The sequence below is a fragment of the Neorhizobium sp. CSC1952 genome (assembly GCF_030378245.1).
Lineage (GTDB): Bacteria > Pseudomonadota > Alphaproteobacteria > Rhizobiales > Rhizobiaceae > Neorhizobium > Neorhizobium oryzae_A.
In genome coordinates this window covers 194,606-220,313 of record NZ_CP128416.1, presented here as the reverse complement: position 1 = coordinate 220,313, position 25,708 = coordinate 194,606, and the positions used below count along the sequence as shown (strand labels likewise).

Genomic DNA, 25,708 nt, shown 5'->3' with positions numbered 1-25,708 from the left:
ATGGCCCGGGAAGGTGGAAGGGAAGGCGAACATCCGGTCAAGCCCGCCAACCAGCGGGGCGCCGCCCGCCTTGCGGCCGTGCAGGCGCTCTACCAGATGGATATCGGCGGCACCGGCGTGCTGGAGGTCGTGGCCGAATACGAGGCCCATCGCCTCGGCCAGGAGCTCGACGGCGAGACCTACCTGAAGGCGGATGCCTCCTGGTTCCGCTCGATCGTCTCCGGCGTCGTGCGCGACCAGACGAAGATCGATCCGCTGATCCGTTCGTCGCTGCAGGAGGACTGGCCGCTGTCGCGCCTCGATTCGACGCTGCGCGCGATTCTGAGGGCCGGCACTTTCGAGATCCTGGAGCGCAAGGACGTGCCCGTCGCCGTCATCGTGACCGAATATGTCGAGATCGCCCGCGCCTTCTTCGAGGAGGAGGAGCCGCGCATCGTCAACGCCGTTCTCGACCGCATCGCCAAGCAGGTGCGCGGCGAAACGAAGAAATAGCGGGCAGGGCATCATGGACGCTGGGCTGGACGGTCTTCAGGCGCAGATGCGCACTGCCCGGCGCAGCGTCGGCCTGCTGGCCGCGGCCCAGGCGATCCTCGGCGCGGCTCCGCCCCTGGTCTTCGCGCTGGGCGGCCTTGCCGGCTACCAGCTCCTCGGCGAGGACAAGTCGCTTTCGACCGCGCCGCTGACCGGTTTCAACGTCGGTGTCGCCGTGGGTGCGGTCGTGATTGCGATCGCGTCGCGCTTCCTCGGCCGCAAGGCAAGCTTCATGCTCGGCTCCGTCCTCGGCGCGCTTGGTGCCGCGATCGCCGCGGTCGCGCTCTTCCAGTCGAGTTTCTGGCTCTTTGCCTTCGGCCTGCTGCTGATCGGCCTCTGCGGCGGCTTCACCCAGAAAATCCGCTTCGCCGCGGCGGATGCCTCGCCCTCCTTCTACAAGCCGAAGGCGATCTCCTGGATTCTGGGCGCCGGCATCGTGTCGGCCGTCCTCGGCCCGCAGCTCGCGATCTGGAGCAAGGACCTGCTGGCGCCGGTGCTCTTTGCCGGCGCCTTCATCATCCTCATCCCGCTCTATTTCGTCGCCATCCTCATCCTGTCGCCTCTGAACCTGCCGGAAATGGCGGGCGATCCGGCGGCGGCCGCCGCGCCGGCCCGTCCGCTCGGCGAGATCGTCGTCAGCCAGCGGTTCCTGACCGGCATGATCTGCGGCATCGCCTCCTACGCGCTGATGACCTTCATGATGACCGGCGCGCCGCTCGCCATGGTGATCGGCTGCGGTTTCCCCTCCGAAATGGCGACCCTCGGCATCCAGTGGCACGTGCTCGGCATGTTCGCGCCGAGCTTCTTCACGGGCATGCTGATCTCCCGATTCGGCGTCGAGAAGGTCGTCGCGGCCGGTTTCGTCGTCCTGATGGGCTGCGCCGTCGTCGCCCATATGGGCATAGAGCTCTGGAACTTCTGGGCGGCGCTGGTCCTGCTCGGCATCGGCTGGAACTTCGCCTTCATCGGCTCGACGGCCATCGTCGCTTCGAGCTACCGGCCGCATGAAGCCGACAAGGTGCAGGGTTTCCACGACATCATCCTGTTCACGACCGTTGCGCTGTCGTCCTTTTCCTCCGGCAAGGTCTTCACCGCCTATGGCTGGTCGTTCATGAACCTCATCGTCTGGCCGGTGACCGTCGTCTGCCTCGGCCTCGTCGCGGCGCTGATGTTCAGATCCCGTTCTGCGAAATCAGCATGATCACTTGCCCTCTCGGGGCTTGACGGCAATTCATCCTCACAGCAATCTCGCGTCCGCGTGGCGATCCCGGAATCCTTGGGAGGGGAGCGGTCGCCGCGTTGAAATGCGCTGTGGAGTGTTGTGGCGCTATCCGTACATCCGGGAGGTGTGCGGCGCCGCAGGGTGCATGGCCGGATGGAATGTGCCAGCCGGCAATCAGGGAGAGGAAGAAGCGAATGACCGTAATTCTGGGTGTGATCGTCTGCGGCCTGCTGTCGATCATTTATGCCGTATGGGCGACGCGTTCGGTGCTGGCTGCCGATCAGGGCAATCCGCGCATGCAGGAAATCGCCGGTTATATCCGTGAAGGCGCGCAGGCCTATCTGACGCGTCAGTACATGACCATCGCCATCGTCGGCATCGTCGTCGCGATCCTGGCCTGGCTGCTGCTCTCCGGCACGGCCGCGCTCGGCTTCGTCATCGGCGCCGTGCTCTCGGGGGCTGCCGGTTTCATCGGCATGCATGTCTCCGTCCGCGCCAATGTGCGCACCGCCCAGGCTTCTTCGCAGAGCCTTGCCGCCGGCCTCGACATCGCCTTCAAGTCCGGCGCCATCACCGGCATGCTGGTGGCGGGTCTCGCTCTCCTCGGCGTCTCCATCTACTACTGGATCCTGACCGTGGGTCTCGGTCATCCCGCCGGTTCCCGCGAAGTCATCGATGCGCTTGTGGCGCTCGGTTTCGGCGCCTCGCTCATCTCGATCTTCGCCCGCCTCGGCGGCGGCATCTTCACCAAGGGTGCGGATGTCGGCGGCGACCTCGTCGGCAAGGTCGAGGCCGGCATTCCGGAAGACGATCCGCGCAACCCGGCCACCATCGCCGACAACGTCGGCGACAATGTCGGCGATTGCGCCGGCATGGCGGCGGACCTCTTCGAGACCTACGCGGTCTCCGTCGTCGCCACCATGGTGCTTGCGGCGATCTTCTTTGCCGGCGCGCCGGTTCTCGAAACCGCGATGATCTATCCGCTGGCGATCTGCGGCGCCTGCATCGTCACCTCGATCATCGGCACCTTCTTCGTGAAGCTCGGCTCCAACGGCTCGATCATGGGCGCGCTCTACAGGGGCCTGATCGTCACCGGCCTCCTGTCGATCCTCGGCCTCGGTGCCGCCACCTCGCTCACCATCGGCTGGGGTACAGTCGGCACCGTTGCGGGGCTCGAAATCACCGGCACCAGGCTCTTCGTCTGCGGCCTGCTCGGCCTCGTCGTGACGGCGCTGATCGTGGTGATCACCGAATACTATACCGGCACCAACAAGCGCCCGGTGAACTCCATCGCCCAGGCCTCGGTGACCGGCCACGGCACCAACGTCATCCAGGGCCTTGCCGTCTCGCTGGAATCGACGGCGCTGCCGGCGATCGTCATCGTCGGCGGCATCATCGCCACCTACCAGCTCGGCGGCCTGTTCGGCACCGGCATCGCGGTCACCGCCATGCTCGGCCTTGCCGGCATGATCGTCGCGCTCGACGCCTTCGGTCCGGTCACCGACAACGCGGGCGGCATCGCCGAAATGTCCCACCTGCCGCCGGAAGTGCGCAAGTCCACCGACGCGCTCGATGCCGTCGGCAACACGACCAAGGCGGTCACCAAGGGCTATGCGATCGGTTCGGCCGGTCTCGGCGCCCTGGTGCTCTTCGCCGCCTATGCCAACGACCTGCAGTACTTCGCCGCCAACGCCGCCCAGTATCCCTATTTCGAAGGCATCGGCGAAATCTCCTTCAGCCTGTCGAACCCCTACGTCGTCGCGGGCCTGATCTTCGGCGGCCTCATCCCCTATCTCTTCGGCGGCATCGCGATGACCGCCGTCGGCCGCGCGGCGGGCTCGATCGTCGAGGAGGTGCGCAAGCAGTTCCGGGACAGGCCGGGCATCATGGCGGGTACGGAAAAGCCGGATTACGGCCGGGCCGTCGATCTCCTCACGCGTGCCGCGATCCGCGAAATGATCATCCCGTCGCTGCTCCCGGTCCTGGCGCCGATCGTCGTCTATTTCGGCGTGCTGCTGATCTCCGGCGGCGACAAGGCGTCCGCCTTCGCAGCGCTTGGCGCATCCCTGCTCGGCGTCATCGTCAACGGCCTCTTCGTGGCGGTCTCGATGACGTCAGGCGGCGGCGCCTGGGACAATGCCAAGAAGAGCTTCGAGGACGGTTTCGTCGACAAGGACGGCGTCAAGCACTTCAAGGGCTCGGAGGCCCACAAGGCCTCCGTCACCGGCGATACCGTCGGCGACCCTTACAAGGACACGGCGGGCCCAGCCGTCAACCCGGCGATCAAGATCACCAACATCGTGGCGCTGCTGCTGCTGGCGGTCCTCGCCGGCTGATATCGGTTCCCCCGAAACAAAAAAGCCCGCGGAGAGCGATCTCCGCGGGCTTTGTTCCGGATGGATGAGGGCTTATCTGCCCATGCCCATGTTCTGCAGGATGCCGCGGGCTGCCGCCGCGCCGCCGCTATTGGCCCCGGCACCGCCCGAGAGAAGCTGCTGCAGGAAGGTGAGGTCGCGGCCGCCGGTCGGCGTCGTGCGCGAGATCGAGTCGAACACCTTGCCGTCCTGGAGCGTGTAGTTGGCGCGGTTTGCCACGACGCCGTTCTTGTCGAAATAGATCGCCAGCACCGACTGCTCGACGATCCGCGGCTTCATGAAGGCGGCCGCCCGCTGGCGCTTCTGCGAGATGTAGTAGAAGACCTCGTTGTCGAAGGTGGCGGTGGTCGAGGGCGTGCCCATGGTGAGCAGCACCTGCTCGCGGCTCGAGCCGACCGGGATGAGCTCCAGCGACTGCTGGTCGACGACGTAGCCGTTGTACATCGTGTCGCCGATTTGCATGGAAGTGCAGCCCGAGACGGTGATGGAAGCGACGACCATTGCCATCGCGGTCTTACTCAAGAATGTCATCTCGTATCCGAAAACCCGCTTGTTCAACCGCATCCCCAAACTCGACTCGCCCCCGCTGCTCATACAATCCCTGCTGTTATACCATTGTGGCTATTCGGGGACGTAAAGACCGGCCCGGCCGCATGTCACAGCAAAGATCGACGCTCCGTTCGCCGATCCTCCGAACGGCATTGCAATTCGTGCATGCTTCGGTAAACCAGCTTTCGTTTCCATGCAACACGGCTTGGCGCCGTCATAACCCATTCGTGGAGATCAGAAGCGGGAATTTGAATGATCTTCGGCCTTTTCAAGAAGAAGAACCAAAATCAGTCGATCGTCGACCGGCAGTACACGGCCTTGACATCGGCCGCGCGCGTTCCTTTCTTCTACAGCGATCTCGATGTGCCCGACACGGTCATGGGCCGGTTCGAGATGCTTTCGATCGTGATGATCCTGTTCTTCCGCCGCACGGCGAAATCCGGCGCCAGCGGCCAGGAACTGGCGCAGGAGATCGTCGATGCCTTTTTCCAGGATATCGACCATTCGATCCGGGAGCTCGGGATCGGCGACCAGAGCGTGCCGAAGCGCATGAAGAAACTGGCCGGCATGTTCTACGGGCGGCTGGAGGCCTATGCGGCGGCTCTGGAGGCCCGGGACGGCGAGGGGCTTGCTGAGGCGCTCCGGCGCAACATCTATCCCGAGAGAGAGGGCGCGCCCGGTATGCGCGGCCTGGCCGATTGGATGATCGTGGCGGAAACCGCGCTCGCCGGCATTTCCGAAGACGAGATTTCCCGCGGGCAGGCCGTTCTGCCGGTTCCGGGCCCCCTGGCGGGCCCTCCGGCGGAAAAGTGAGGTTCCATGAAGAATGACGATGACGGAGGCGGCAAGCCTCCCTTTTCCTATCCCGTCAAGGTCGGGCATATTTCCGCCAATCCGGTGACGGTCCGGCTGGAAGCCGATGCGCAGGAGCTCAAGGATCTGGCGAAGCTCTGGCAGGTGCTCGCCGTCAATTCGCTGAAGGCCGAGCTGCAGGTCGCCCGCTGGAAGAAGGACGGCGTGCGCCTCAAGGGCCGGGTCGAGGCGGATATCGTCCAGGCCTGCGTCGTCACGCTCGAGCCGGTCGAATCCAGAATAGACGAACATTTCGAGCAGGTCTTCGTGCCCGAAGGCTCGAAGCTTGCGCGGATCGTCACCAATGAAGCCGCCGAAATGGTGCTCGATCCGGAAGGGCCGGACCTGCCGGAGGCTTTCTCTGGCGATACGATCGATGCCGGCGCGGCGGTGGCGGAATTCGCGGCACTCGCCATCGATCCCTATCCGCGCAAGCCGGGCGTGGAATTCTCCGATCACATCGAGAGCGACGCGGACGGAAAGTCCGGCCGACCCAATCCGTTCGCAGTCCTGAAAGATTGGAAAAAGGACTGAGGGCTGTTGTACGCGGCGACAAAAACTATATTTTGGCCACGAATTCGCCGGCAGGGCCGCGCATGAGGCCGCTGGAGACGCTAGAACTGGCGCATGACGAGTGCATGCGTCCGGCGAAGATAAGGATCAGGGACGCGTGATCAGAATTTCTCTCGACGCCATGGGTGGCGATTTTGGTCCCGAGGTCGTCATTCCGGGTGCCGCCAAGGCGTTGGACCGCCATCCGGGCATGACCTTCCTCATCTACGGACTGAAAGCCGAGTGCGAGCCATGGTTGGCGAAGTATCCGAAACTTAAGGAAAAGTCGGTCTTTCATGAATGCGAACTCGCCGTCTCGATGGACGAGAAGCCGAGCCAGGCGCTGCGCCGCGGCCGCTATGTCTCGACCATGTGGCGTGCGATCGAGGCGGTGAAGCTCGGCCAGGCGGATGTCGCGGTTTCGGCCGGCAATACCGGCGCCCTGATGGCCATGGCGAAATTCTGTCTCCGCACGATGGCCAATATCGAGCGCCCGGCGATCGCCGGCATCTGGCCGACGCTGAAGGGCGAAAGCATCGTCCTCGATATCGGTGCGACGATCGGCGCCGACAGCCAGCAGCTCCTCGATTTCGCGCTGATGGGCGGCGCCATGGCGCGTGCCCTGTTCGAGATCGACCGGCCGACCGTCGGACTTCTGAATGTCGGCGTCGAGGAGGTGAAGGGCCAGGAAGAGGTGAGGGACGCCGGGCGGCTGATCCGCGAGGCCAACCTCCCGACGATCGCCTATCACGGCTTCGTCGAGGGCGACGACATCGGCAAGGGCACCGTCGACGTGGTGGTGACCGAGGGCTTTACCGGCAATATCGCGCTCAAGGCGGCGGAAGGAACGGCCAGGCAGATCTCCACGCTTCTGCGGGAGGCGATGTCGCGTACCATCTTCGCCAAGATCGGCTATCTGTTCGCCAGGGGCGCCTTCGACCGGCTGCGGGAAAAGATGGACCCGAACAAGGTCAATGGCGGCGTTTTCCTGGGTCTGAACGGCATCGTCATCAAGAGCCACGGCGGGACCAATGCCGACGGCTTCGCCGCCGCGATCGATGTCGGTTACGACATGGCGCGCAACGATCTGAACGCCAAGATCGCGCAGGATTTGGATTTTTATCATGCCCGCCGCCAGCCTCCGGCTGGCCCCGAAGCGGCATGACGACAGGATGTGAAGAAGAATGATCCGTTCAGTGGTTCGCGGTTACGGGGCAGCGCTCCCGAAACGGGTAATGACCAATCGGGAATTGGAGGGCATCGTCGAAACCTCCGACGAATGGATCGTGCAGCGCACGGGCATCCGTCAGCGCTATATCGCGGGTGAGGGAGAGACCACCGCCTCGCTCGGCGAGCAGGCGGCGCGCGCCGCGCTTCAAAACGCGGGCCTGACGCCCGACGATATCGACCTCGTGCTGGTCGCGACCTCGACGCCCGACAACACCTTTCCGGCGACCGCCGTCGATATCCAGAACCGTCTCGGCATGACGCACGGCTATGCCTTCGACATGCAGGCCGTCTGCACCGGTTTCGTCTATGCCATGGCGACCGCCGACCTCCATATCCGTGGCGGCATGGCAAGGCGCGCCCTGGTCATCGGCGCGGAGACCTTCTCGCGCATCCTCGACTGGAAGGACCGCACAACCTGCGTGCTCTTCGGCGACGGCGCCGGCGCGCTCGTGCTGGAGGCCGAGGAAGGCGAGGGGACGATCGCCGACCGCGGCATCCTGACCGCCCATCTGCGCTCCGACGGCTCCCATAAGGAGAAGCTCTATGTCGACGGCGGCCCGTCCTCGACCGGCACCGTCGGCCATCTGCGCATGGAAGGCCGCGAGGTCTTCAAGCATGCCGTCGCGATGATCACCGACGTGATCGAAGGCGCGTTCGACGCCACCGGCACGACGGCCGAGGATCTCGACTGGCTGGTCCCGCATCAGGCCAACCGCCGCATCATCGACGGTTCGGCGAAGAAACTCGGCATTTCGCCCGAGAAGGTGGTGGTGACGGTCGATCTGCACGGCAATACGTCGGCGGCGTCGATTCCGCTGGCGCTTTCGGTCGCCGCGGGCGACGGCCGCATCAAGAAAGGCGATCTGGTGATGCTGGAAGCCATGGGCGGCGGTTTCACCTGGGGGGCGCTGCTCGTGCGGTGGTAAAATCCACGCCCTAAGCCAAAAAGGCAAATAAGCGATTGCGCACAGGCGCTTGACCCTCGCGCCCAAGCAAAATACTCTCTATCGGCTTTGAAAAGATCAATCTCAGAAATTGGGCGGGGATCATGGCCGGCAAGACAGTAACACGGGCGGATCTGGCGGAATCGGTATTCCGCAAGGTCGGGCTTTCGCGGACCGAATCGGCCGAGCTCGTCGAAACGGTCATCGATGAAATCTGCAACGCCATCGTGCGGGGCGAAGTCGTCAAGCTCTCCTCCTTCGCAACATTCCAGGTCCGCTCCAAGAACGAGCGGATCGGCCGCAACCCGAAAACCGGTGAGGAAGTGCCCATTTCGCCGCGCCGGGTGATGACTTTCAAGGCGTCCAACGTGCTGAAAAACCGCATCCTGAAGGCCCATACGGCACGCAAGGCGAAGCAGAAGCCGGCAAGCCCGGTCGCGTGAAACAGGCTGCGGCCTTTCTCCAATCTTGTGAACATACTTGAATCTCCCGGCTTAAACCGTTGAGATATGTCCGATTCGTCGCATAATCGGTGCGAGACTCGACGCCAGTCGCCGTCAGGAATCGGCCGTTCGCAGTTGGAGTGTGACACTTGGAGAAGAGCCCGGACGCCTTTCGAACGATCAGCGAGGTCGCCGACGATCTCGACCTTCCACAGCACGTGCTGCGCTTCTGGGAGACGCGGTTTCCGCAGATCCGGCCGATGAAGCGCGGCGGCGGGCGGCGCTATTACCGCCCCGAGGACGTGGACCTGCTGAAGGGCATCCGCCACCTGCTCTATGACCATGGCTATACGATCAAGGGCGTCCAGAAGCTTCTGAAGACGAACGGCAACAAGTTCGTCGCGGCGATCGCCTCGGGCGACCTCGCCACGATGGAAGCGATCATGGCGGCCAACAGCGAGAAGCATGTGGAGCCGAAGATCGCCGCCGCCGAGGAGGACCAGATCGTCGGACGTCCCAAGGTGAAGCCGAGCGGCCGTTTCTTCGGCTTCGGCTCCTCGCATGACGACGACGTTCCGGAAGTGTCGGTCGGCAAATCGAGCGTCGGCAAGGAAGACCGCGCGCTGCTGCAGGAAGCGCTGTTCGACCTCCTCGAATGCAAGCGCCTCCTCGATCAGGTCCGTTAGGGGAACCTAAAAAACACAGCTTCAGGGAACGTTACGCCGAATTTACCATTCACCTCTGGTTCAGATGAAAAAGAGGATCATTTCCTCATAGGAAAACATAAGAGGAGGTGAGTCATGAAGAAAAAGATCACCGTCGTCATGTTGTCTTTGGTGACGGCTCTTAGCGGCATCGCGCCTGCCCAGGCGTTCCCGTCTATCAGCGCCCCGAAGATCGAAGCACCCCAGCAGGTGCAGAATGTGCAGTATTGGCGCGACGGTCCCCAATTGCGTGGCCGGGATCGCTGGGAACGCCGCCGCTATTATCGCGACCGGTATTACGGCCCCCGCCGCGGTTACTATCGCGACCGGTACTACGGACATCGCTACCACCGGCGTTATGATCGTGGGCCCAATGTCGGGGCGATCATCGGCGGCCTTGCTGCCGGAGCCATCATCGGCGGCGCCCTGGCGCAGCCGCGCTACGCTCCGCCGCGCCGTTACGTGGGCGGCAACTCGCATGTGAACTGGTGCTACTCGCGGTACCGTTCCTACAGGGCCTATGACAATACCTATCAGCCCTATAACGGCCCGCGCCGGCAGTGCTATTCGCCCTATTGAGGCGAGGCCCATATTGAAGGCGATAAGCCCGCCCTGCCCAATCGGTGGGGCGGGCAAGTTGTGTCTGGAGAAAGGGCCCGACTGAACAGGCAATCGATCTGACTGAGATTTCAAGGGGATAAATGGTCGGGGCGACTGGACTTGAACCAGCGACCCCTTGACCCCCAGTCAAGTGCGCTACCGGGCTGCGCTACGCCCCGACCAGCTTCGTTCGAAGCATGCCTTCCATACTGACATGCCACTCCCGGTGCAAGGGAAAAATCCCGAATGCGCCAATCTCGCCGTCATGATGCCTCAAGAAAATCCCCGCCTCGGGGGCGGGGGGCTTGAGCGGCCGGGGACGATCAGATCTCCGGACAGCCGCGACGGTTGGCGAAGCGGATGCGGTCCGGACCGTTTCTCGTCCAGCCTTCGACGGTTATGCTGCGATCTGTGACGCGGACGACTTCCGGACGGCGAAAGCCCTCGTCGCGGGCGGCAGCGCGCGCTTCGCCAGGGCTGCAGCCGCCGCGATAGTCACGATCCCGATCGCGATCGCGGAATTCCGGCCGAACGCCGTCCGGGCCGATGCGGAGCTGGAGATCCTGGGCAGACGCGGGAACGATGGATGAGGCGCCAAAGGCGCCAAGCAGTAGGACGGCCGAAAGCCCGGCTCTGGAAAGTATCCTCATGGTTTTCCTCCTTTCGCCCTGTAACGAAGGGCGCGGTTTGGTCCCTGTGGAGCAAACCAGGGGAGGCGATAAAGGTTCCGCAGAAGAAAAGCCGCCAGTAAAGGCGGCCCAGTAAAGCGTCTTGGACTTGCCCGGAGGCCCGGCTGGAAAGGGCGCGCGCCGGTATACCGACAGGTCCTGTCGTCAGTTCAGCGGAAGCGCGGCGCCCGGCTGGCATTCATCAGAAGTTCCTGCTGCGAAGCGAACGGTCCGAGAAGTTTCAGGAGGCGGGCTTCCTCTGCCTTGTCGAGGCGGTAGCGCTTGGCGAACTCGGCCACGCTCCAGACCTTCTTCGCACCCTTGTTCTCGATTTCCCCGGCTTTCAGATGCGTTGTCATGAGAACCCCTCTTTCCCGACCGTGCGAACCTGAACTCACATGGTGAATTTTTGTTCCACGAAATTCTGCGCCTTTATTGTTAAAAATATACTCCAAGTAATTTTCAGTTTTCCTCGACCTTTATACCATTCTCGCCGATGCTGATCTGCACGCCTTCGGGTTTTGTTTCTTCCCGGTAGACGTAAAAGCCCAGTCCGGCGACGACCAGGATCAAGGCGCCGATGATAAGGTAGAGATTGTTGGTGCGCGTCATGCATGCCCCCTGCAGGATTGAACGGCGGGAAAACGCATGGGAACTCAAAGAGTTCCCGGCCCGCAGAGACAATTTGGGAGGGGTCAGTCGTCGTTCGCGGCGTTGAGGTTCTGCGGGCGGATGCCCTCGTCATGGGACCGCTGGCGCAGCCTGACGCCCGGTCCCGCGCCGGGATCGTCGCCGTCGCCGGCGCCCAGGAAGAGGATGCCTCTCGCTTCGAAGATGGCGCGCAGGCGGTCCGAGACCTCGGCGCCTGCGAAGACCTTGGCGGCTTCGGCTTCCTCGATGGCGGATCTGGAAAGGCCCGAGATGGCGGCGAGTTCCTCCACCGTCATTCCCGTCATGGCGCGCGCGGCGCGCAATTGAGACGCTGTCAGCATGGGATTTGATCTGGAGCGGAGGGGGCCGGAAGTCAAGTCCGGGGCGGGGCCGGACGGCGGTTCATGGCCTGCGATCGCCGGTAGCGGTGCTCGAGGGCCGCGCAGCCCCAGACGATGCCGAGCAGCAGGTAGAAATGCCGCCAGTGGTCTGTATCGATGACGTTGCCGATGATGGCGTGGCCGAGGATCATCACCCAGGCGATCATCAGATAGGGCTGCCAGGGACGCTCGCGCAGCATGTAGCGGAAGCCGAACCAGAGGGTGGACCAGATCGTGATCTGATAGGTCACCGCACCCAGCCAGCCGTAGGTGGTGAGCGTCTTCAGCCAGATATTGTGCTCGTCCTCGCCGAACATCTTGCCGAACGTCATCGGCCCGAGGCCGAGCGGCCGCTCCATGGCCATGAGGAAGCCGATCTTGTGGCGCTCGAAGCGGCCGAGGCGCGCTCCGTCATACTCCTGCACCAGCCGGGCGCGGTTCATGAAGAGATCGGAAACCTGCGGGAACTGCAGCGCGACGGCAAGCACGAGCACCAGGAAAAGGGCGGCCCCGATCGCGATCGCCAGGATCTTGAAGCGGAAGGCGGTCGTCCGCTCCTTCAGCAGCATGATGACGACGAGGGCCGCACCGCCGAAGACGAGCAGGCCCCAGGCGGCGCGCGAGAAGGACAGGAAGATGCCGAAGGCGAGGACGAGGATGCCGAGGATCAGGAGCGGCGTCCTGACGAGCGGCCCCGTCAGCAGGCGGTAGAGCAGATAGAGGAGGGGTGCCACGAGATAGGGGCCGAAGACGTTGGGGTCCTGGAAGGCGCCCATGGCGCGGTCGTAGCGGGTGAAGACATGCGCGCCCGGAAAGGCGTTGAAATACCCGGCGATGCCGAGCAGGGCGGTGATGATCGCCGCCGCGACCCAGGCCTTGAAGACGAGGGAGAGCCGCCGGTGGTCGTCTTCGACGATGGCCGCGAAGAAGACCGAGCTCAGCGCCAGGAAGACCGAGACGGCGAAGTACATCGGCGCGCCGCTCATGTCCTTCATGGCGAACATGGTGGTGAGGCCGCTCAGGTTGAAGATCATGAGCAGGACGAGCAGCGACGCGACGGTGCGGGATATTTTCAGGCCCAGCAGGAACCAGACGGCGACCTGCCCCACCATGATCAGTTCGTAAGGGGCGGGCTCCGACATGACGAAGCCGGAAAGGAAGACGCCGAAGGCGATCATAGCCGACCCGGCAAGCCTCATGGCGGCCAGCCGGCTGTCGAACCGCTCCGGATGGTCGCTCCGGGGATTGTAAGCGAGCGAACTCAATAGGCGTTGTCCGTGTTGAGCAGCCGGATCGGCGTCAGGAACAGGATCTTGAGGTCGAAGAGGAGAGACCAGTTCTCGATATAGTCGAGGTCATAGGCCGTGCGGGCGCGGATCTTCTCGTCGCTGTCGAGCTCGCCGCGAAGCCCGTTGATCTGCGCCCAGCCTGTGACGCCGGGCTTGACGCGGTGGCGTGCGAAATAGCTCTCGACCACATCGACATACTTGCGGTCGCCGGTCTGGGCATGCACCGCATGCGGACGCGGGCCGACGAGCGAGAGCTCGCCACGCAGGACGTTGAAGAGCTGCGGCAGCTCGTCGACCGAGGACTTGCGCAGGAAGCGGCCGACCGGCGTGACCCGCGGATCGCCCTTGGTGACCGCCCTGATCGCGGTCTGGTCGCCCATGTTCGTGTACATGGAACGGAACTTCAGGACCTCGATCACTTCGTTGTTGAAGCCGTGGCGCTTCTGGCGGAAGAGGACGGGGCCTTTCGACGTGGCCTTCACGGCGATCGCCGCCCCCAGCATGACCGGCCAGAGCAGCACGATCGCGACGACGGAGAAGACGATGTCGAAGATGCGCTTGGCGACCGAATCCCAGTCGCGGATCGGCTTGTCGAAAATGTCGAACATCGGCACCGCGCCGACATGCGAATAGGAGCGGGGGCGGAAGCGCAGGCGGTTCGCATGGGCGGCGAGGCGGATGTCGACCGGCAGCACCCAGAGCTTTCTCAGGAGCTGCAGGATGCGCTGTTCGGCGCTTGCCGGCAGTGCGATGATCAGCATGTCGATCCGGGCGAGACGCGCGAATTCCACCAGCTCGGCAAAGGTGCCGAGCTTCGGATAGCCCGCGACGACGGTCGGCGAGCGCTCGCTGTTGCGATCGTCGAAGATGCCGCAGATGCGGATGTCGTTGTCGGGTTGCGCTTCGAGCTGGCGGACGAGCTGCTTGGCGGGCTCCCCGCCGCCGACGATGACGGCACGGCGCTCCATCACGCCGTTGCGGGCCCAGTTGCGGATGGCGAAGGCGGTGAGTTGCCGCTCGAGGAGCAGGAAGCCGGCGCCGGCAACGAACCAGACGAGAAGAGCGGCAAGAGGGTAGGGGCGGGATTCGGCCAGGTAAAGGACCGCGGCCGTCGCCAGAAAACCGATCGTCCAGCCGGTGAAGACGCGTCTGGCGGCCCGGCTGGCGCCGCGCAGCGACGGGATCTGATAGGTATCGGCGATCTGCAGGAGCAGGACGGTAAGGGTCGATCCGGCGGCGATCAGGGCGAAACGGGCGAGGAAGCCGCCGGCTTCGACCGGCGCCATCAGTGCGCCGACGAGGAGGCCGATCGCCAGCAGGGCGGCAAGCTCGAACAGCCGGAACTGGCCGATCAGTATGGTGGGCGACGTGCTGTCGTCGCGGAACTGCTCGGCGATCTGCCGGGCGAGAGGATTGAGCGCCGTGGCGTTTGCCGGAGCCTGCTTCTCTTCGCCGGCGCGGATTTCCGCAACCTTCCTGCGAAGATCCTCGACATCGAACTGTTCGGACTTGTTCGGCTGGCTCATCGACCGATCCCTCTGGCGTCCCATGCCCCGACGGAGCTGGAAGTATTTGGAACACCTAACAGAAAGAGGTGAAGGAAGCCTTTAGGGTTGCCCGGGCGCGGCGGCCGTGGCCAGCAGATTCCGGTACAGGTCGAGCATGTCGCGGGCCATGACAGAGGCGGAGAAGACCGCCTTGAACGCCTCCGGCTTCGGCATGACCTGATCCTTCCAGCCGGGCGTGGTGACGGCTTGCGTCATGATGCGGGCAAGATCGTCCGCATCGCCGGGATTGGCGAGCGCCGCGCTCGTTTCTCCCAGCACTTCCGGAATGCCGCCGACCCGCGAGGCGATCACCGCCTTGCCGGCCGCAAGCGCCTCCAGCACGATATAGGGCATGGCCTCGGCGCGGGAGGGCACGACGACGGTCCTTGCGAGCGCGAAGGCCTCGCGTGCCGGCATGGCAGGCCGCATCTCGATGCGGCGGCCGAGGCCGCGTTCGGCCATCATCGCCTCGTAGCGGTCGCGGTCCGGGCCGTCGCCCACCATCAGCGCCGAAAGCGGATGGCCGACGGCGCGCTCCGTGCGGGCGAAGGCGTCGATGAAGACGTCCGGACCCTTGAGGTCGCGCAGCATGCCGATATAGAGGAAATGCGGCGCCTCCCGGCCGGCTTCGATCGCCTCGAACTCGGCGTCCTTGATGCCGTTGTAGATGACGCGGGTGACGGCGCGCGGTTTGCCGACCTTCGCCTCGTAGGTGCGCCGCTCGTAATCGCAGACGAAGACGAGGCCGTCGCCGAAATGCTCCTGAAAGCGCTCGAGGCGAAGCACGACCTGACCGGAGAGGTTCGCCCGGTCGAAATGCAGGCTGCCGCCATGCGGGGAATAAAGGCGGGCTACGCGATACCTGTTGACCCGCAGGGCTGAGCCGATCAGCCGGGCAAGGACGCCGCCCTTGGCGCCATGCCCGTGCACGATGTCCGGCTGCAAGCTCTTGATATGTTTGTAGCTTCGGTAGATGGCTGCGAGATCGGAAGGGGCGATCGCGCGGCGTATCGGGATGCGGGTGAGGCCGAGCGAGAGCTGCGGCCGAATGCTGTCGAAGAGCCGGTCCTCATGCGCTCCGCCGGTGGAGCTGTCGCACAGGATGCCGACCTCGTGGCCGGCTGCGCGGTGCTCCTCGACCAGATCGCGCACATGGCGGAAGATTCCGCCGACGGGGGACCGGAAGCAGTGGAGTATCCGCAGGGGAGCGTTCTCCGACATGATCCCTCAAAAGAGCCGCTCGCGAACGTAGATCGTATCCCCCGCCAGAACCGGGGCGGAGACCGCGGTGCGGCCGGTGATCACCTGGCCGTTGATCTTGCGGGTGACATCGACGTCGCGCTGATTGCCACGGGAGGTGAACCCGCCGGCGATCGCGACGGCATTCTGGGCGGTCATGCCGGGAACGTAGGAATACTGCCCCGGCCGGCCCACCTCGCCCATGACGAAGACGGGCCGGTAGCGATCGACTTCGATCGTCACGTCGGGATCGCGCAGATAGCCCTGGCGGAGGCGTGCGGCGATCGCGCCCTCCAGCGCCGGCAGGGTCTGCCCGCGGGCGGCGATCTGGCCGATCAGGGGGAAGGCGACGTAGCCGGCCTGGTCGACCGTATAGGTGTTGGTCAGGCCCGGCTGGTCGAAGACGCTGATGCGCAGCCGGTCGCCGCTATCGAGCCGGTAGGGCTGGATCGTTGCTTCCTGAAAGCTTTTCGGCGCAGGCGCACTGCTTGTGCAGCCTGCAAGCGCTGTTGCGGCAAGTGCAAGCGCCAGCACGTGTTTGGCCAGCACGTGTGTGGCCAGAACATGTTTGGATTGGGCGAAGGACATTTCCGCGTAGGGCTCCGGCTATTCCAGCATCTGGGCCCGTTATCGATCCGTTAGGGTTAATGCCCGGTAAAGATGCGAGGAATTTTATGATTTTCTTATATGCCGCCGGCACGCGAGGCGCCATTAACCCTCGCGTTACCATGATCCTTTACCATTTGCCGAAACCGATCAGCGGGAGCGTATCATGTCAGGCGTAAACGGCGGCAATCAGGACGTGGACATCGACCTTGGGCGGATCGTGTCGGCGGTCTGGGAGCGCAAGGCGAGGATCATCGGCGTGACGGTTGTCGCCGCTGCCGCCGCTCTCGTGGCAACCAGCCTGACGACGCCGAGCTACAGGGGCGAAACGCGGCTCCTGATCGAATCCCGCTCGCCCAACCTGACCGGAGGCGAGGGCGCGCCGCAGGCCAACGACCCGGTTCTCGACGCGCTCAACATCACCAGCCAGGCGCAGGTCCTGCAATCGACCGACCTGATCAGGCGCGTGGCCCGCGAGCTCAACCTCGCCGAGCTCAAGGAGTTCGATCCGGCCGCGCAGTCGGTCCTTCCCGACCCGCTGGTGCTGATCGGGCTCAAGCAGGACCCGATGAAGCTCGATGCGGAAGACCGGGTGATCCGGGAATTCCGCGACAAGCTCGAGGTCTATCCGGTGGAGAATTCCCGCGTCATCGCGATCGAGTTCTCCTCGCACGATCCGAAGCTCGCCGCCGACATTCCGAACAAGATGGCGGAAGTCTATCTGGAGATCCAGAGCGGCGCTAAGCTCGATACCCATTCCGAAACCGCCAAATGGCTCGAGCCGGAAATCGCCACCTTGACCCAGAAGGTCCAGGAGGCGGAAAGAAAGGTGGCGGACTACCGTTCCTCCAACGGCCTCTTCCAGACGACCGAGACCAACAGCTTCTCCGCCCAGCAGCTCAACGACATTTCCACCGAGCTTGCCCGCGTGCGGGCGGAGCGGGCGAATGCCGAGGCGCGCGCCGAAAACGTCCGCGCGGCGCTCAAGGCCGGCCGCGATTCCGATACCCTGACCGACGTGGTCGGCTCCCAGGTGATCCAGCGTCTCAAGGAGGCCGAAGCCAACCTTCAGGCCCAGATATCGGATCAATCCACGCAACTTCTGGACGGCCATCCGCGGCTGAGAGGCCTGCGCGCCCAGCTCGCCGGCATCCGCCAGCAGATCGACAGCGAAACGAAGAAGATCCTTGCGAGCCTCGACAACGAGGCGGAAGTGTCGCGCCTGCGCGAGCGTCAGCTCATGGGGCAACTCAACGGACTGAAGGCCGATTCCGCCAAGGCCGGCGAAGAGGAGGTGGGCCTGCGGGCGCTCGAACGCGAGGCGACGGCGCAGCGCCAGCTTCTCGAGACCTATCTCGCCCGCTATCGCGAGGCGACCTCCCGTATCGAGAGCAATTCCAGCCCCGCCGATGCCCGCGTCGTCTCGCGCGCCGTCGAGCCCTCCGAACCCTATTTCCCGAAGATCATCCCGATCGTCGTCGTCGTGTCGCTCGCGACCTTCATCCTCGGCTGCCTGATGGTCATGGTCGTCGAGCTCTTTTCCGGCCGGGCGCTGCGTCCGTCAGGTCTGCGGGATGCCGAGCCCGAGGCCGAAGTCGAGGCCACGCCGGCGCCTGCTGCTCCTGCCGAGACCGACGCGGCTGCGCCGCTGCCGATCCACCGGATGCAGGCCGAGGCCGCGCGGTTCAGCCGTCCGGAGCCGGCGCAGGAAGAGGAGACGGCCGCGGCCGCGACACCTTCCGAACCTGAGGAGCCGGCCAAGGAAACTCCTGCCGCACGGCCGGCCGAGGAGCGGGATGTGGCGGCAGCCGGCGACCAGGCTTTCACGATCGCTTCCGTCGCGCATTACCTCCTGCGTCACGGCATTCCGGTGGCGATCGGCATCTCGCCGGGCGGTGACGAGGGATCGAGCGCCAGCGTCATGCTTGCCCGCGAGATCGCCGGACGCGGCCGGACCGTCGTGCTGGTCGACATGACCGGCTCGGCCTGCCCGACGCGCCTGATGGCGGACGAACCCGGACTGCCGGGCATCACCGATCTTCTCTGCGGCGAGACCGCCTTCGGCGACGCGATCCATCGGGACCGGCTTTCAAACGCTCATATCATCCCGCATGGGGCCTCCGATCCCGCCCAGGCGATGCGCGGCGCCGACCGCCTGACGATGATCATCGATGCGCTGGCGGATGCCTACGATCTCGTTCTGGTCGAATGCGGTCCGGCCGAAATTTCCGGCGTTTCGCGCCTGACCCGGAATGGGTTGGCCGAGATCGTTCTCTCGGTGCCGGGCTTCAAGGACGAGGACGTGGCCACGCTGGTGACGGATTTCGAAACGGCCGGATACCGCAACGTGCTGGTCATGACGGAAGCCGGCGACCGGCGCTCGCCGCGCCCGGGCCGCCGCGCGGCTTGAGGCCGTCAATCGCCGTCGGAAACGGCTGCCTCCGGTGGCCTTGAAGGTTGGCCGGCCCGCCATCGCTGCACCATCGCATAGAGGTGCGGGCTGCGCTTGATCGCGGCCTTCGCCCTGGTTCTGCCGATCAGCAGGGGGCGTGCGATCGATCCCTTCCATGTCAGCGGCAGCAGGATGTCGTGCTGCACGGTTTCCCGGCTGCACCAGTTGCGCTTGTAGGGCTGGTCGCCGATGCCGAAATCGAAGACCGAGACGCCGTCGCGGCAGGATCGTTCGATCATCAGCCAGAAGAGAAGCTCGCCGGGGCTTGCCTCCGGGCAGATCGTCTCGTCGATCGAGCTGAACTGGCAGATGACGTAGTCGCCCTTGCGGGACAGGCCGGCGATCGCGGGGATATGGCCCTCGTGCTCGCCGCGCAGCCGGATGGCATGCAGGATGAGCGGCGTATCGCCGCCTTCTTCCGGAACGTCGAGAAGCCGATGGAAGAAATCGCGCGTCTCCGGGGGCTGAAAGACGTCCGGCAGGCCGAACAGGCGCAGCCGCGCGCCTTTCTGGCGGAAGAAGAGGTCGAGGAGGGCGTGCTTCTCGCCATGCTCCCTCGGGACGATATACTCGTAGCCGCCGATCGCCTCGATCTTGCGGCTGGAGGAGCGGAACTTCTTGCGGCGGCTCTTGGCGTTGAGCTGGGCGATCGTCGCCTCGAAATCGGCAAAGAGGGGGAGCTGGAAGGAGCGGTTCTGGTTCTCGATCGTCGCAAGACCCGCGAGCGGATGCCGCATGCCGCGCCAGTGGAGCGGGATATTGTCGAGCACGACGAGATCGGCCTTGTCCTGAAGCGCGGTTCTCAGCGCATAGGCGAAGTTCTGGAGTTCTTCCGTGTCCGGAGCCGCGAGGTCGGGATCGAAAAGGCCGGTATTGCCGTTGTTGAAGCGGTCGCCCGGAAAGCGGGCGATCCTGACGCCTTTTTCCAGGACGATTTCGAGGGGCAGGATGAGATGCGTGCGGCCGTCCGCAACACCTCTAACGACCGCAAGCTCCCGGCCGTGCGCTTCGGTCCAGGCGAGGCACCAGTCGAGACCCTGATGCAGCGAGTTGATCGCGAGGTTTTCGAGCCGTCGCCATTCGCCTTCGGCGGATCGCGGATCGCCGGCGGCGTCGATCGTCAGCGCGGAGAAGCGGACAGCTTCCGCGCCGGTCCGCCCGCCGGGCGTCTCGACGATCGCTTCTTCGTATTGCATCTTCCGCTGCATGGCTTCGCCCGCATCTGCCGTTTGCAGGCAGGATGGGCCGAAGACGCCAAAAATCGGTTTATGGTCAGGCGGAGGGCCGGGGAAACCGGCGCTGCTGGTTAATCGCCGGTAAAGCTCAGCCCTTCGGTTTCGGCCCGGCCATCCATTTGATGATCAGCATCGCGGGCAGGATCCAGAGAAGGCCGGACAGCAGGAAATAGAGGAAGTGCACCCACCAGGGCGAGGTGGCGAGAAGCAGCGTCGCGACGGTCGTGGCGGCGAGCGCATAGACGATCACCAGGACGATGATCAGAATGGTGCCGATGAAACTTCTCAAACGCGGGACCAAAATGCCTTCTCCTCTATGGCGGCCGCCGGCCTGTGATCATGCGGCCGCGACCGCTGTCCGCGACTGGATGCCGCAAAGCGCCGGGGCTTGTTTTGCACGGGTCGATGAGGCAAAGCAACGCGAAATGCTTGTGGATGCGCCTCCTGTGGATGGAGGCGCCTTTTGGCGTGAGCGACAGGAGCGTGCCCCATGTCGGCGACCGATGCCGTGATCATCGATGTCATCAACCGGACGAAGCGCCGCGAGCGCGACCGCAAGGCGGTGCGCATCTGGCTGGGCGTCGTCATCTTCACGCTCTTCTGTCTGGTGCTGGTGGGAGGGGCCACGCGGCTCACCGATTCCGGCCTCTCGATCACCGAATGGAAGCCGATCCACGGCGTGATCCCGCCGCTTTCGGCCGAGGAATGGGATGAGGAGTTCCGCCTCTACCAGCGCATCCCGCAATACCAGCAGGTCAACAAGGGCATGACGGTCGACGAGTTCAAGTCGATTTTCTGGTGGGAATGGGCGCACCGTTTCCTCGCCCGCTCGATCGGCGTGGTCTTCGCCCTGCCGCTGATCTTCTTCTGGGTGACCGGCCGCATCGAGAAACGGCTGCGCTGGCCGCTCGTGGGCGTGCTGGCGCTCGGGGGCTTCCAGGGCTTCATCGGCTGGTGGATGGTCTCCTCGGGCCTGACCAAGCTTGTCAGCGTCTCGCAATACCGGCTGGCGACGCACCTGGTGATCGCCTGCCTGATCTTCGCGGCCTGTGTATGGATCATGCGGGGCCTGTCGCCGCACAGCGACGACGCGGCGCCGGAAGGCCGGGCGAAGGCCGGCGCCGTGCTGGTGGCGGCGATGAGCCTTTTCCAGATCTATCTCGGCGCGCTGGTCGCCGGCCTCGATGCGGGCTTCTCCTACAATACCTGGCCGCTGATGGACGGCGCGGTGATCCCGGGCGATCTCTTCATTCAGCAGCCCTGGTGGATCAACCTCTTCGAAAACCCGAAGACCGTGCAGTTCGTCCACCGCATCGGGGCCTATGCGCTCCTCGCGGTCGCGCTGTGGCACATGGTGGCGGTGCTGAGGGCCGCGCCGGGAACGACCCATGCACGGCGCTCGGTGCTGCTCTTCGGCCTCATCTGTCTCCAGGCCGTGATCGGCATCGCGACGCTTCTCATGCAGGTGCCGCTCGACCTGGCGCTGGCGCATCAGGCCGGTGCGCTGATCGTTCTCGGCTTTGCCGTCGCCCACTGGCGCGGCTTCGTCGGCGAATACGCGCCGGAGACGGTGGTCGAAATCCGGAGCTGACCTCGAAGAAATTTTTCAGCCCTATGTCGGAAGACGTTCCGGCTCCCCGTCCTTGAAGCAGAGTTCAACGGCTGCGGCCAGGGACAGGAGACACGACAATGGCAAGGACAAGCGCAATTCTCGTCGCAAGGCTGATCTTCGGCGGCCTGTTCGTCATGGCGGCGACCTTCAAGTTCATCGATATGCAGACGACCGCAAACGCCATCGCGGGTGCCGGCTTTCCGTTCCCGCTGTTTCTTGCGTGGTGTGCCGCGATCTTCGAACTGGGATTGGCGGCGGCCTTCCTGACCGGCGCTTTCTTTTCGGAAGCTGCCGTGCTGGCCGGCGCCTACGTCATCTTCCTGGCTTTCGCCTTCCATGGCCCGGGGCGCTGGGAAGGCAACCAGGCGGAATTCGGCTTCTTCGTCGACCACTTCACCTTCCTGGCCGGCCTGCTGTTCGCCGCCGTGCATGGACCCGGTGAAAGGCTTGCGGTCCATCTGGGACTGAAGCAGGTCTTCGCGCCGGTGCGGCAGATCGCTTAAGCCTGACGAAGGACGTTCTTGATCGCGGCGACGACGGCCAACTCGTTGTCGCGCTCCTCCTCGTTGCCGTCCTCCTCATGCCAGCTAGCCGACAGGCAGCCGTAGGAGAAGGCATAACGCAGGATGGTGCGGACGTCTCGCTTGAGCGTTTCGGCGAAGATAGAGGCCATCGAGGCGATCCGTCCTTCATCGCGGGTGAGATCGAAACGGTCGAGCGGATTGGAAAACATGTTGGCGACGTCTAGCGCCGCATCGCCGATCAGCCCGGCCGGATCGATGATCAGCCAGCCGCGGGGGCCGAACATGATGTTCTCGTGATGCAGGTCGCCATGCAGCGGCTTGATGTCCCGCTGATCTGAGATCAGCTCTTCGGCCATCGCCGCCGCTTCGAGGTAGGGGCTTTCGATCCCTTCCTTGCGATCTTCCCCGGCCTTCCTGAACAGGCTTGCGAAATAGCCGGAAAGCGGCAGCAGGCCGGCAGGCGGCGGCGTGACGGACGGGCGATGATATTCCACGAGCACTTCGGCCGCGATCCGCGTCGCCTGTTCGTCCCCATGCGTGGCGATGCGGTCGCGGAGCGTTTCCCTGCCGGCATGTTCGAGCAGGATGACGTTTTCCGAGCGCGCCAACAGGCGGATGGCGCCGACGCCATCGCGCCATTCCAGGAAATCGACACCGCGAAGATTGTCGGCAAGCACCTTCGGCTTCAGCACCTTGACGATGTCGATCTCTCCGCCCGCCCGGCTCACCTCATAGACGGTGCCGGCCACAGTGTCGGCAATCCGGTCAGCGCTTTCGATACGCCATTCGGGCGGAAAGGCAGAGATATTCTTCGCCGTCATCTCGTTGCCGGTCATGCCGAAAGCATCAGGTCCATGTTCTGGACGGCTGCACCGGATGCGCCCTTGCCGAGATTGTCGAGGAGCGCCACGAGGTTGACATGCGCTCCGCCCGGCGTGCCGAACACGAAAAGCTTCATCCTGTCGGTATCGACGAGCTCTTCCGCATCGACGCGCGGCAGCGCCCTGCTTTCTTCCAGCGGCACGACGGTGACGACATCCTGGCCGGCATAGTGCTCGGTGAGGGCCTTGTGGATGCCCTCGATCGTTGCGTCGCCCGTGAGGTCTTCGAGGAAGAGCGGCACCTGCACGATCATGCCCTGCGGGAAACGTCCGACCGACGGCGAGAAGAGGGGGGCGCGGTCGAGCCGGCCGTGGACCTTCATCTCCGGCACGTGCTTGTGCTTGAGCGGCAGGCCGTAGAGGAAATTGTTGGCGCTGATCGCGTCTTCCCGGGACTGGTCTTCCATCTGCGCGATGAGCTGCTTGCCGCCGCCGGTATATCCGGAGACCGCGTTGACGGTGACCGGATAGCCGTCCGGCAGGATGCCGGCGGCGCGCAGCGGCCGGATGAGGCCGATCGCGCCGGTCGGATAGCAGCCCGGATTGGCGACGTGGCGGGCTGACCTGATCCTGTCGGCCTGCGCCTTGTCCATCTCCGCGAAGCCATAGGCCCAGGCGGGATCGACGCGGAAGGCGGTCGAGGTGTCGATCACCCGCACCTTGTTGTTGCCGGAGAGCATCGAGACCGCCTCTTTCGAGGCTTCGTCGGGCAGGCAGAGGATGGCGATGTCGGCGCTGTTCAGCAGGTCTTCCCGCATAGCGGCGTTGCGCCGCTCCGCTTCCGGGATCGACAGCAGCTCCACGTCGCGGCGGCCGGCCATGCGGGTGCGGATCTGCAGTCCCGTCGTGCCGTGTTCGCCGTCGATGAAGATTTTCGCTGTCATGGTCTTTGTCCTGTAGGATCAGTGCCTTGGATTGAGAGCCGGAATCATTTTACCAGCCGGTTGAGAAAGAAATTCAACGCGCGGCTCGTCGTTCCGCGCGAAGCCCGAGCATATACATCGCAACCGTCGCCCCCGCAATGGCGGTGATATCGGCATGGTCGTAAGCCGGCGCCACCTCGACGACATCCGCGCCGCGGATATCGAGAGGGCCGAGCTTGCCGAGCACCGAGAGGATTTTCGCGCTCGACGGGCCGCCCGCGACCGGCGTGCCGGTGCCCGGCGCAAAGGCCGGATCGAGGCAATCGATATCGAAGGTGAGATAGGCGGGGCGCCCGCCCGTATGATCGAGGATCGCCCTGGCGATCTCCGCCGCCGTCATCTCCTCGACCTCATGGCCATAGATCAGGCGGATGCCGAAATCCTCCGGCGCATGGGTGCGGATGCCGACCTGGATCGAGCGGGCGGGGTCTATGACGCCGTCCCGCACGGCGCGCGCCACGAAGGAGCCGTGATCGATCCTTTTGCCGTCGTCGAACCAGGTGTCCTGATGGGCATCGAACTGGACGAGGGCGAGCGGCCCGTGCCGGGCGGCATGTGCCTTTAGCAGCGGCCAGGTGATGAAGTGGTCGCCGCCGAGGGTGAGCAGGAACGCGCCGCTTGCGAGGATTTTCGCGGCCTCCCGCTCGATCGTCGCGGGCGTCCTGTGATGATTGCCGTAATCGAGCAGGCAGTCGCCGTAGTCGATCACCGCCATGTCGGCGAAGAGATCGCGCGAGAAGGGATATTGCGGATCGTTGTCGAAAATGGCCGACGCCCGGCGGATCGCCTGCGGTCCGAAGCGGGCGCCCGGCCGGTTGGAGGTCGCCGCATCGAAGGGAATGCCCCAGACCACCGCGTCGACACCCTTGAGGCTCTTGGTGAACCGCCGGCGCATGAAGGAAAGCGCGCCCGCGAACGTCGGGTCGGTCGCCGCCGAGGTCAGGCTCCTGGCGGTGAAGGCGTGGTCGATGGTCTTGGAGGGCATAGTATGGCTGCTCACTTGTCGCTATTGGAGAGATCGGAAAAGTTCCGGATTTTCACGGTGTGACCGTGGAAGCGGGCGACAATTTCCAGTTCTCCGCCCATCGCCTCGATAAACCTGCGTAGCGTACCGACATACATGTCGGCACGCTTTTCGAGCTTCGCCACGGAGCTCTGGCCGATCTGCAGCGCTTGTGCGATTTCATCCTGCGACAACTTCAGGGCCAGCCGCACCTCTGCGAGGTCCATTTCGCCATCGAGCTTCAATGCTTCGGCCTCGGCCTTGGCTCGCGCTTCCTTCGTCATCCGGTTACGCAGCTCGGCGAAACTGTGTCTACCGCTCATTGCCTTTCTCCTTCGCCAACTCAGCCGAATGCTCGTCATAGAGATCATCGGCAATCGGAATCATGCGTTCATAGAACCGCTTGTCGCCCGTTTTATCTCCGCCGATCAGCAGGATCGCCATCCGACGGGGATCGAAAGCGTAGAAAATCCGCAGGGGCTTTCCGCCGCTTTGAACGCGCAATTCGCGCATATGCGCGTGCCGCGAGCCATGAATGCCACTGGAATAGGGAAACGGAAGATTGGGGCCTCGTTGCTCCAGCTTACGGACATGGGCGTCGATACTGATGTGATCGCTCTCGTCGAGGGTCTCCCACCAGGCACCAAATTCGTCCGTGTATTCGACCGTATATTCCATTTTGGAATATTATGCCTT

Annotated in this window: 29 protein-coding genes and 1 tRNA gene; 13 read left to right on the top strand and 17 right to left on the bottom strand. The window is 64.3% G+C overall.

Annotated elements, in window-relative coordinates:
- The 3 genes from nusB (at position 1) to QTA58_RS01110 (ending at position 4,089) form a co-directional block, all read left to right on the top strand.
- Positions 1-492, top strand: a complete 492-nt coding sequence (nusB, locus tag QTA58_RS01120; protein ID WP_085423437.1) for a transcription antitermination factor NusB — start codon at positions 1-3, stop codon at positions 490-492.
- Positions 493-505: 13 nt separating this feature from the next.
- A complete protein-coding gene (locus QTA58_RS01115; RefSeq protein ID WP_289671381.1) occupies positions 506-1,732 on the top strand; it encodes an MFS transporter in 1,227 nt (408 codons plus the stop codon).
- A gap of 215 nt (positions 1,733-1,947) precedes the next feature.
- Positions 1,948-4,089: a sodium-translocating pyrophosphatase gene (locus QTA58_RS01110; protein ID WP_289671380.1), complete on the top strand. Its 2,142-nt coding sequence runs from the start codon at positions 1,948-1,950 to the stop codon at positions 4,087-4,089.
- Positions 4,090-4,161: 72 nt separating this feature from the next.
- Here QTA58_RS01110 and QTA58_RS01105 read toward each other — a convergent pair whose 3' ends face one another.
- Entirely contained in the window at positions 4,162-4,692 is a 531-nt protein-coding gene (locus QTA58_RS01105) for an outer membrane protein assembly factor BamE (RefSeq protein WP_085422989.1), read from the bottom strand.
- 237 nt (positions 4,693-4,929) lie between these two features.
- On the opposite strand from QTA58_RS01105, the gene QTA58_RS01100 reads away from it, so the two are divergent.
- The 7 genes from QTA58_RS01100 (at position 4,930) to QTA58_RS01070 (ending at position 9,981) form a co-directional block, all read left to right on the top strand.
- Positions 4,930-5,490, top strand: a complete 561-nt coding sequence (locus tag QTA58_RS01100; RefSeq protein WP_289671379.1) for a ubiquinol-cytochrome C chaperone family protein — start codon at positions 4,930-4,932, stop codon at positions 5,488-5,490.
- A 6-nt stretch (positions 5,491-5,496) separates the two neighbouring features.
- Entirely contained in the window at positions 5,497-6,063 is a 567-nt protein-coding gene (locus QTA58_RS01095) for a DUF177 domain-containing protein (protein ID WP_085422991.1), read from the top strand.
- Positions 6,064-6,199: 136 nt separating this feature from the next.
- Complete coding sequence (gene plsX / locus QTA58_RS01090) at positions 6,200-7,246, top strand: phosphate acyltransferase PlsX (RefSeq protein ID WP_289671378.1); 1,047 nt, start codon at positions 6,200-6,202, stop codon at positions 7,244-7,246.
- Positions 7,247-7,265: 19 nt separating this feature from the next.
- On the top strand, positions 7,266-8,237 hold the full coding sequence (locus tag QTA58_RS01085) for a beta-ketoacyl-ACP synthase III (RefSeq protein ID WP_289671377.1): 972 nt from the start codon (positions 7,266-7,268) through the stop codon (positions 8,235-8,237).
- A gap of 122 nt (positions 8,238-8,359) precedes the next feature.
- A complete protein-coding gene (locus QTA58_RS01080) occupies positions 8,360-8,698 on the top strand; it encodes an integration host factor subunit alpha (RefSeq protein ID WP_085422993.1) in 339 nt (112 codons plus the stop codon).
- Positions 8,699-8,847: 149 nt separating this feature from the next.
- Positions 8,848-9,384 carry a MerR family transcriptional regulator gene (locus QTA58_RS01075; RefSeq protein WP_289671375.1) on the top strand — a complete coding sequence of 179 codons (537 nt, stop codon included), beginning with the start codon at positions 8,848-8,850 and terminating at the stop codon, positions 9,382-9,384.
- A gap of 114 nt (positions 9,385-9,498) precedes the next feature.
- Complete coding sequence (locus tag QTA58_RS01070) at positions 9,499-9,981, top strand: BA14K family protein (protein WP_085422995.1); 483 nt, start codon at positions 9,499-9,501, stop codon at positions 9,979-9,981.
- A 123-nt stretch (positions 9,982-10,104) separates the two neighbouring features.
- Here the strand turns inward: QTA58_RS01070 and QTA58_RS01065 are convergent.
- The 9 genes from QTA58_RS01065 to QTA58_RS01025 all read right to left on the bottom strand — a co-directional run bounded on the left by QTA58_RS01065 (position 10,105) and on the right by QTA58_RS01025 (position 16,364).
- Positions 10,105-10,181: transfer RNA gene (locus QTA58_RS01065), tRNA-Pro, on the bottom strand.
- Between the two features lie 144 nt (positions 10,182-10,325).
- A complete protein-coding gene (locus tag QTA58_RS01060; protein WP_085422996.1) occupies positions 10,326-10,652 on the bottom strand; it encodes a hypothetical protein in 327 nt (108 codons plus the stop codon).
- Between the two features lie 188 nt (positions 10,653-10,840).
- Positions 10,841-11,029 carry a hypothetical protein gene (locus tag QTA58_RS01055; RefSeq protein WP_085422997.1) on the bottom strand — a complete coding sequence of 63 codons (189 nt, stop codon included), beginning with the start codon at positions 11,027-11,029 and terminating at the stop codon, positions 10,841-10,843.
- A gap of 103 nt (positions 11,030-11,132) precedes the next feature.
- Positions 11,133-11,282 carry a hypothetical protein gene (locus QTA58_RS01050; RefSeq protein WP_200814093.1) on the bottom strand — a complete coding sequence of 50 codons (150 nt, stop codon included), beginning with the start codon at positions 11,280-11,282 and terminating at the stop codon, positions 11,133-11,135.
- 83 nt (positions 11,283-11,365) lie between these two features.
- Positions 11,366-11,662: a helix-turn-helix transcriptional regulator gene (locus QTA58_RS01045; protein WP_085422998.1), complete on the bottom strand. Its 297-nt coding sequence runs from the start codon at positions 11,660-11,662 to the stop codon at positions 11,366-11,368.
- A 32-nt stretch (positions 11,663-11,694) separates the two neighbouring features.
- The gene (locus QTA58_RS01040) at positions 11,695-12,966 is read right to left on the bottom strand and encodes an O-antigen ligase family protein (RefSeq protein WP_289671373.1); all 1,272 of its coding nucleotides are present in this window, start codon (positions 12,964-12,966) and stop codon (positions 11,695-11,697) included.
- Positions 12,963-14,516 carry an undecaprenyl-phosphate glucose phosphotransferase gene (locus QTA58_RS01035; RefSeq protein WP_289671372.1) on the bottom strand — a complete coding sequence of 518 codons (1,554 nt, stop codon included), beginning with the start codon at positions 14,514-14,516 and terminating at the stop codon, positions 12,963-12,965. The genes QTA58_RS01040 and QTA58_RS01035 overlap by 4 nt, the downstream gene beginning before the upstream one ends.
- Positions 14,517-14,597: 81 nt before the next feature.
- A complete protein-coding gene (locus QTA58_RS01030; protein WP_289671371.1) occupies positions 14,598-15,758 on the bottom strand; it encodes a glycosyltransferase family 4 protein in 1,161 nt (386 codons plus the stop codon).
- Between the two features lie 6 nt (positions 15,759-15,764).
- Positions 15,765-16,364 carry a polysaccharide biosynthesis/export family protein gene (locus QTA58_RS01025; RefSeq protein ID WP_289671370.1) on the bottom strand — a complete coding sequence of 200 codons (600 nt, stop codon included), beginning with the start codon at positions 16,362-16,364 and terminating at the stop codon, positions 15,765-15,767.
- 184 nt (positions 16,365-16,548) lie between these two features.
- On the opposite strand from QTA58_RS01025, the gene QTA58_RS01020 reads away from it, so the two are divergent.
- Positions 16,549-18,792 carry an exopolysaccharide transport family protein gene (locus QTA58_RS01020; protein ID WP_289671369.1) on the top strand — a complete coding sequence of 748 codons (2,244 nt, stop codon included), beginning with the start codon at positions 16,549-16,551 and terminating at the stop codon, positions 18,790-18,792.
- A gap of 5 nt (positions 18,793-18,797) precedes the next feature.
- Here the strand turns inward: QTA58_RS01020 and QTA58_RS01015 are convergent, their stop codons facing one another.
- Complete coding sequence (locus QTA58_RS01015; RefSeq protein ID WP_289671368.1) at positions 18,798-20,030, bottom strand: GNAT family N-acetyltransferase; 1,233 nt, start codon at positions 20,028-20,030, stop codon at positions 18,798-18,800.
- 127 nt (positions 20,031-20,157) lie between these two features.
- Positions 20,158-20,370 (bottom strand): DUF2842 domain-containing protein, encoded by a 213-nt coding sequence (locus QTA58_RS01010; protein ID WP_085423004.1) that lies wholly within the window; start codon positions 20,368-20,370, stop codon positions 20,158-20,160.
- 189 nt (positions 20,371-20,559) lie between these two features.
- Between QTA58_RS01010 and QTA58_RS01005 the strand changes: the two genes are divergently transcribed.
- Together QTA58_RS01005 and QTA58_RS01000 are read left to right on the top strand one after the other, a co-directional pair.
- On the top strand, positions 20,560-21,660 hold the full coding sequence (locus tag QTA58_RS01005) for a COX15/CtaA family protein (RefSeq protein WP_289671367.1): 1,101 nt from the start codon (positions 20,560-20,562) through the stop codon (positions 21,658-21,660).
- A gap of 98 nt (positions 21,661-21,758) precedes the next feature.
- Complete coding sequence (locus QTA58_RS01000) at positions 21,759-22,184, top strand: DoxX family protein (protein WP_289671366.1); 426 nt, start codon at positions 21,759-21,761, stop codon at positions 22,182-22,184.
- On the opposite strand, the gene QTA58_RS00995 is transcribed toward QTA58_RS01000, so the two are convergent.
- The 5 genes from QTA58_RS00995 to QTA58_RS00975 all read right to left on the bottom strand — a co-directional run bounded on the left by QTA58_RS00995 (position 22,181) and on the right by QTA58_RS00975 (position 25,690).
- Positions 22,181-23,041: an aminoglycoside phosphotransferase family protein gene (locus tag QTA58_RS00995; protein ID WP_289671365.1), complete on the bottom strand. Its 861-nt coding sequence runs from the start codon at positions 23,039-23,041 to the stop codon at positions 22,181-22,183. The two genes, QTA58_RS01000 and QTA58_RS00995, sit on opposite strands and share 4 nt — an antisense overlap.
- The gene (gene argC, locus QTA58_RS00990) at positions 23,038-23,970 is read right to left on the bottom strand and encodes an N-acetyl-gamma-glutamyl-phosphate reductase (RefSeq protein ID WP_289671363.1); all 933 of its coding nucleotides are present in this window, start codon (positions 23,968-23,970) and stop codon (positions 23,038-23,040) included. Before argC ends, QTA58_RS00995 begins: the two co-directional genes overlap by 4 nt.
- A 73-nt stretch (positions 23,971-24,043) precedes the next feature.
- Positions 24,044-24,994: an agmatinase gene (gene speB, locus QTA58_RS00985; RefSeq protein ID WP_289671362.1), complete on the bottom strand. Its 951-nt coding sequence runs from the start codon at positions 24,992-24,994 to the stop codon at positions 24,044-24,046.
- Positions 24,995-25,005: 11 nt separating this feature from the next.
- A complete protein-coding gene (locus QTA58_RS00980; RefSeq protein ID WP_289671361.1) occupies positions 25,006-25,335 on the bottom strand; it encodes an XRE family transcriptional regulator in 330 nt (109 codons plus the stop codon).
- Entirely contained in the window at positions 25,325-25,690 is a 366-nt protein-coding gene (locus QTA58_RS00975) for a type II toxin-antitoxin system RelE/ParE family toxin (RefSeq protein WP_289671360.1), read from the bottom strand. The genes QTA58_RS00980 and QTA58_RS00975 overlap by 11 nt, the downstream gene beginning before the upstream one ends.
- Between the last annotated feature and the right edge of the window lie 18 nt (positions 25,691-25,708).

Bases quoted from the DNA above. Each gene is read 5' to 3' on its own strand.
- nusB (WP_085423437.1), top strand. From the start codon at position 1: ATGGCCCGGGAAGGTGGAAGGGAAGGCGAACATCCGGTCAAGCCCGCC.
- QTA58_RS01115 (WP_289671381.1), top strand. From the start codon at position 506: ATGGACGCTGGGCTGGACGGTCTTCAGGCGCAGATGCGCACTGCCCGG.
- QTA58_RS01110 (WP_289671380.1), top strand. From the start codon at position 1,948: ATGACCGTAATTCTGGGTGTGATCGTCTGCGGCCTGCTGTCGATCATT.
- QTA58_RS01105 (WP_085422989.1), bottom strand. From the start codon at position 4,692: ATGCGGTTGAACAAGCGGGTTTTCGGATACGAGATGACATTCTTGAGT.
- QTA58_RS01100 (WP_289671379.1), top strand. From the start codon at position 4,930: ATGATCTTCGGCCTTTTCAAGAAGAAGAACCAAAATCAGTCGATCGTC.
- QTA58_RS01095 (WP_085422991.1), top strand. From the start codon at position 5,497: ATGAAGAATGACGATGACGGAGGCGGCAAGCCTCCCTTTTCCTATCCC.
- QTA58_RS01085 (WP_289671377.1), top strand. From the start codon at position 7,266: ATGATCCGTTCAGTGGTTCGCGGTTACGGGGCAGCGCTCCCGAAACGG.
- QTA58_RS01080 (WP_085422993.1), top strand. From the start codon at position 8,360: ATGGCCGGCAAGACAGTAACACGGGCGGATCTGGCGGAATCGGTATTC.
- QTA58_RS01070 (WP_085422995.1), top strand. From the start codon at position 9,499: ATGAAGAAAAAGATCACCGTCGTCATGTTGTCTTTGGTGACGGCTCTT.
- QTA58_RS01060 (WP_085422996.1), bottom strand. From the start codon at position 10,652: ATGAGGATACTTTCCAGAGCCGGGCTTTCGGCCGTCCTACTGCTTGGC.
- QTA58_RS01055 (WP_085422997.1), bottom strand. From the start codon at position 11,029: ATGACAACGCATCTGAAAGCCGGGGAAATCGAGAACAAGGGTGCGAAG.
- QTA58_RS01050 (WP_200814093.1), bottom strand. From the start codon at position 11,282: ATGACGCGCACCAACAATCTCTACCTTATCATCGGCGCCTTGATCCTG.
- QTA58_RS01045 (WP_085422998.1), bottom strand. From the start codon at position 11,662: ATGCTGACAGCGTCTCAATTGCGCGCCGCGCGCGCCATGACGGGAATG.
- QTA58_RS01035 (WP_289671372.1), bottom strand. From the start codon at position 14,516: ATGAGCCAGCCGAACAAGTCCGAACAGTTCGATGTCGAGGATCTTCGC.
- QTA58_RS01030 (WP_289671371.1), bottom strand. From the start codon at position 15,758: ATGTCGGAGAACGCTCCCCTGCGGATACTCCACTGCTTCCGGTCCCCC.
- QTA58_RS01025 (WP_289671370.1), bottom strand. From the start codon at position 16,364: ATGTCCTTCGCCCAATCCAAACATGTTCTGGCCACACACGTGCTGGCC.
- QTA58_RS01020 (WP_289671369.1), top strand. From the start codon at position 16,549: ATGTCAGGCGTAAACGGCGGCAATCAGGACGTGGACATCGACCTTGGG.
- QTA58_RS01015 (WP_289671368.1), bottom strand. From the start codon at position 20,030: ATGCAATACGAAGAAGCGATCGTCGAGACGCCCGGCGGGCGGACCGGC.
- QTA58_RS01005 (WP_289671367.1), top strand. From the start codon at position 20,560: ATGTCGGCGACCGATGCCGTGATCATCGATGTCATCAACCGGACGAAG.
- QTA58_RS01000 (WP_289671366.1), top strand. From the start codon at position 21,759: ATGGCAAGGACAAGCGCAATTCTCGTCGCAAGGCTGATCTTCGGCGGC.
- QTA58_RS00995 (WP_289671365.1), bottom strand. From the start codon at position 23,041: ATGACCGGCAACGAGATGACGGCGAAGAATATCTCTGCCTTTCCGCCC.
- argC (WP_289671363.1), bottom strand. From the start codon at position 23,970: ATGACAGCGAAAATCTTCATCGACGGCGAACACGGCACGACGGGACTG.
- speB (WP_289671362.1), bottom strand. From the start codon at position 24,994: ATGCCCTCCAAGACCATCGACCACGCCTTCACCGCCAGGAGCCTGACC.
- QTA58_RS00980 (WP_289671361.1), bottom strand. From the start codon at position 25,335: ATGAGCGGTAGACACAGTTTCGCCGAGCTGCGTAACCGGATGACGAAG.
- QTA58_RS00975 (WP_289671360.1), bottom strand. From the start codon at position 25,690: ATGGAATATACGGTCGAATACACGGACGAATTTGGTGCCTGGTGGGAG.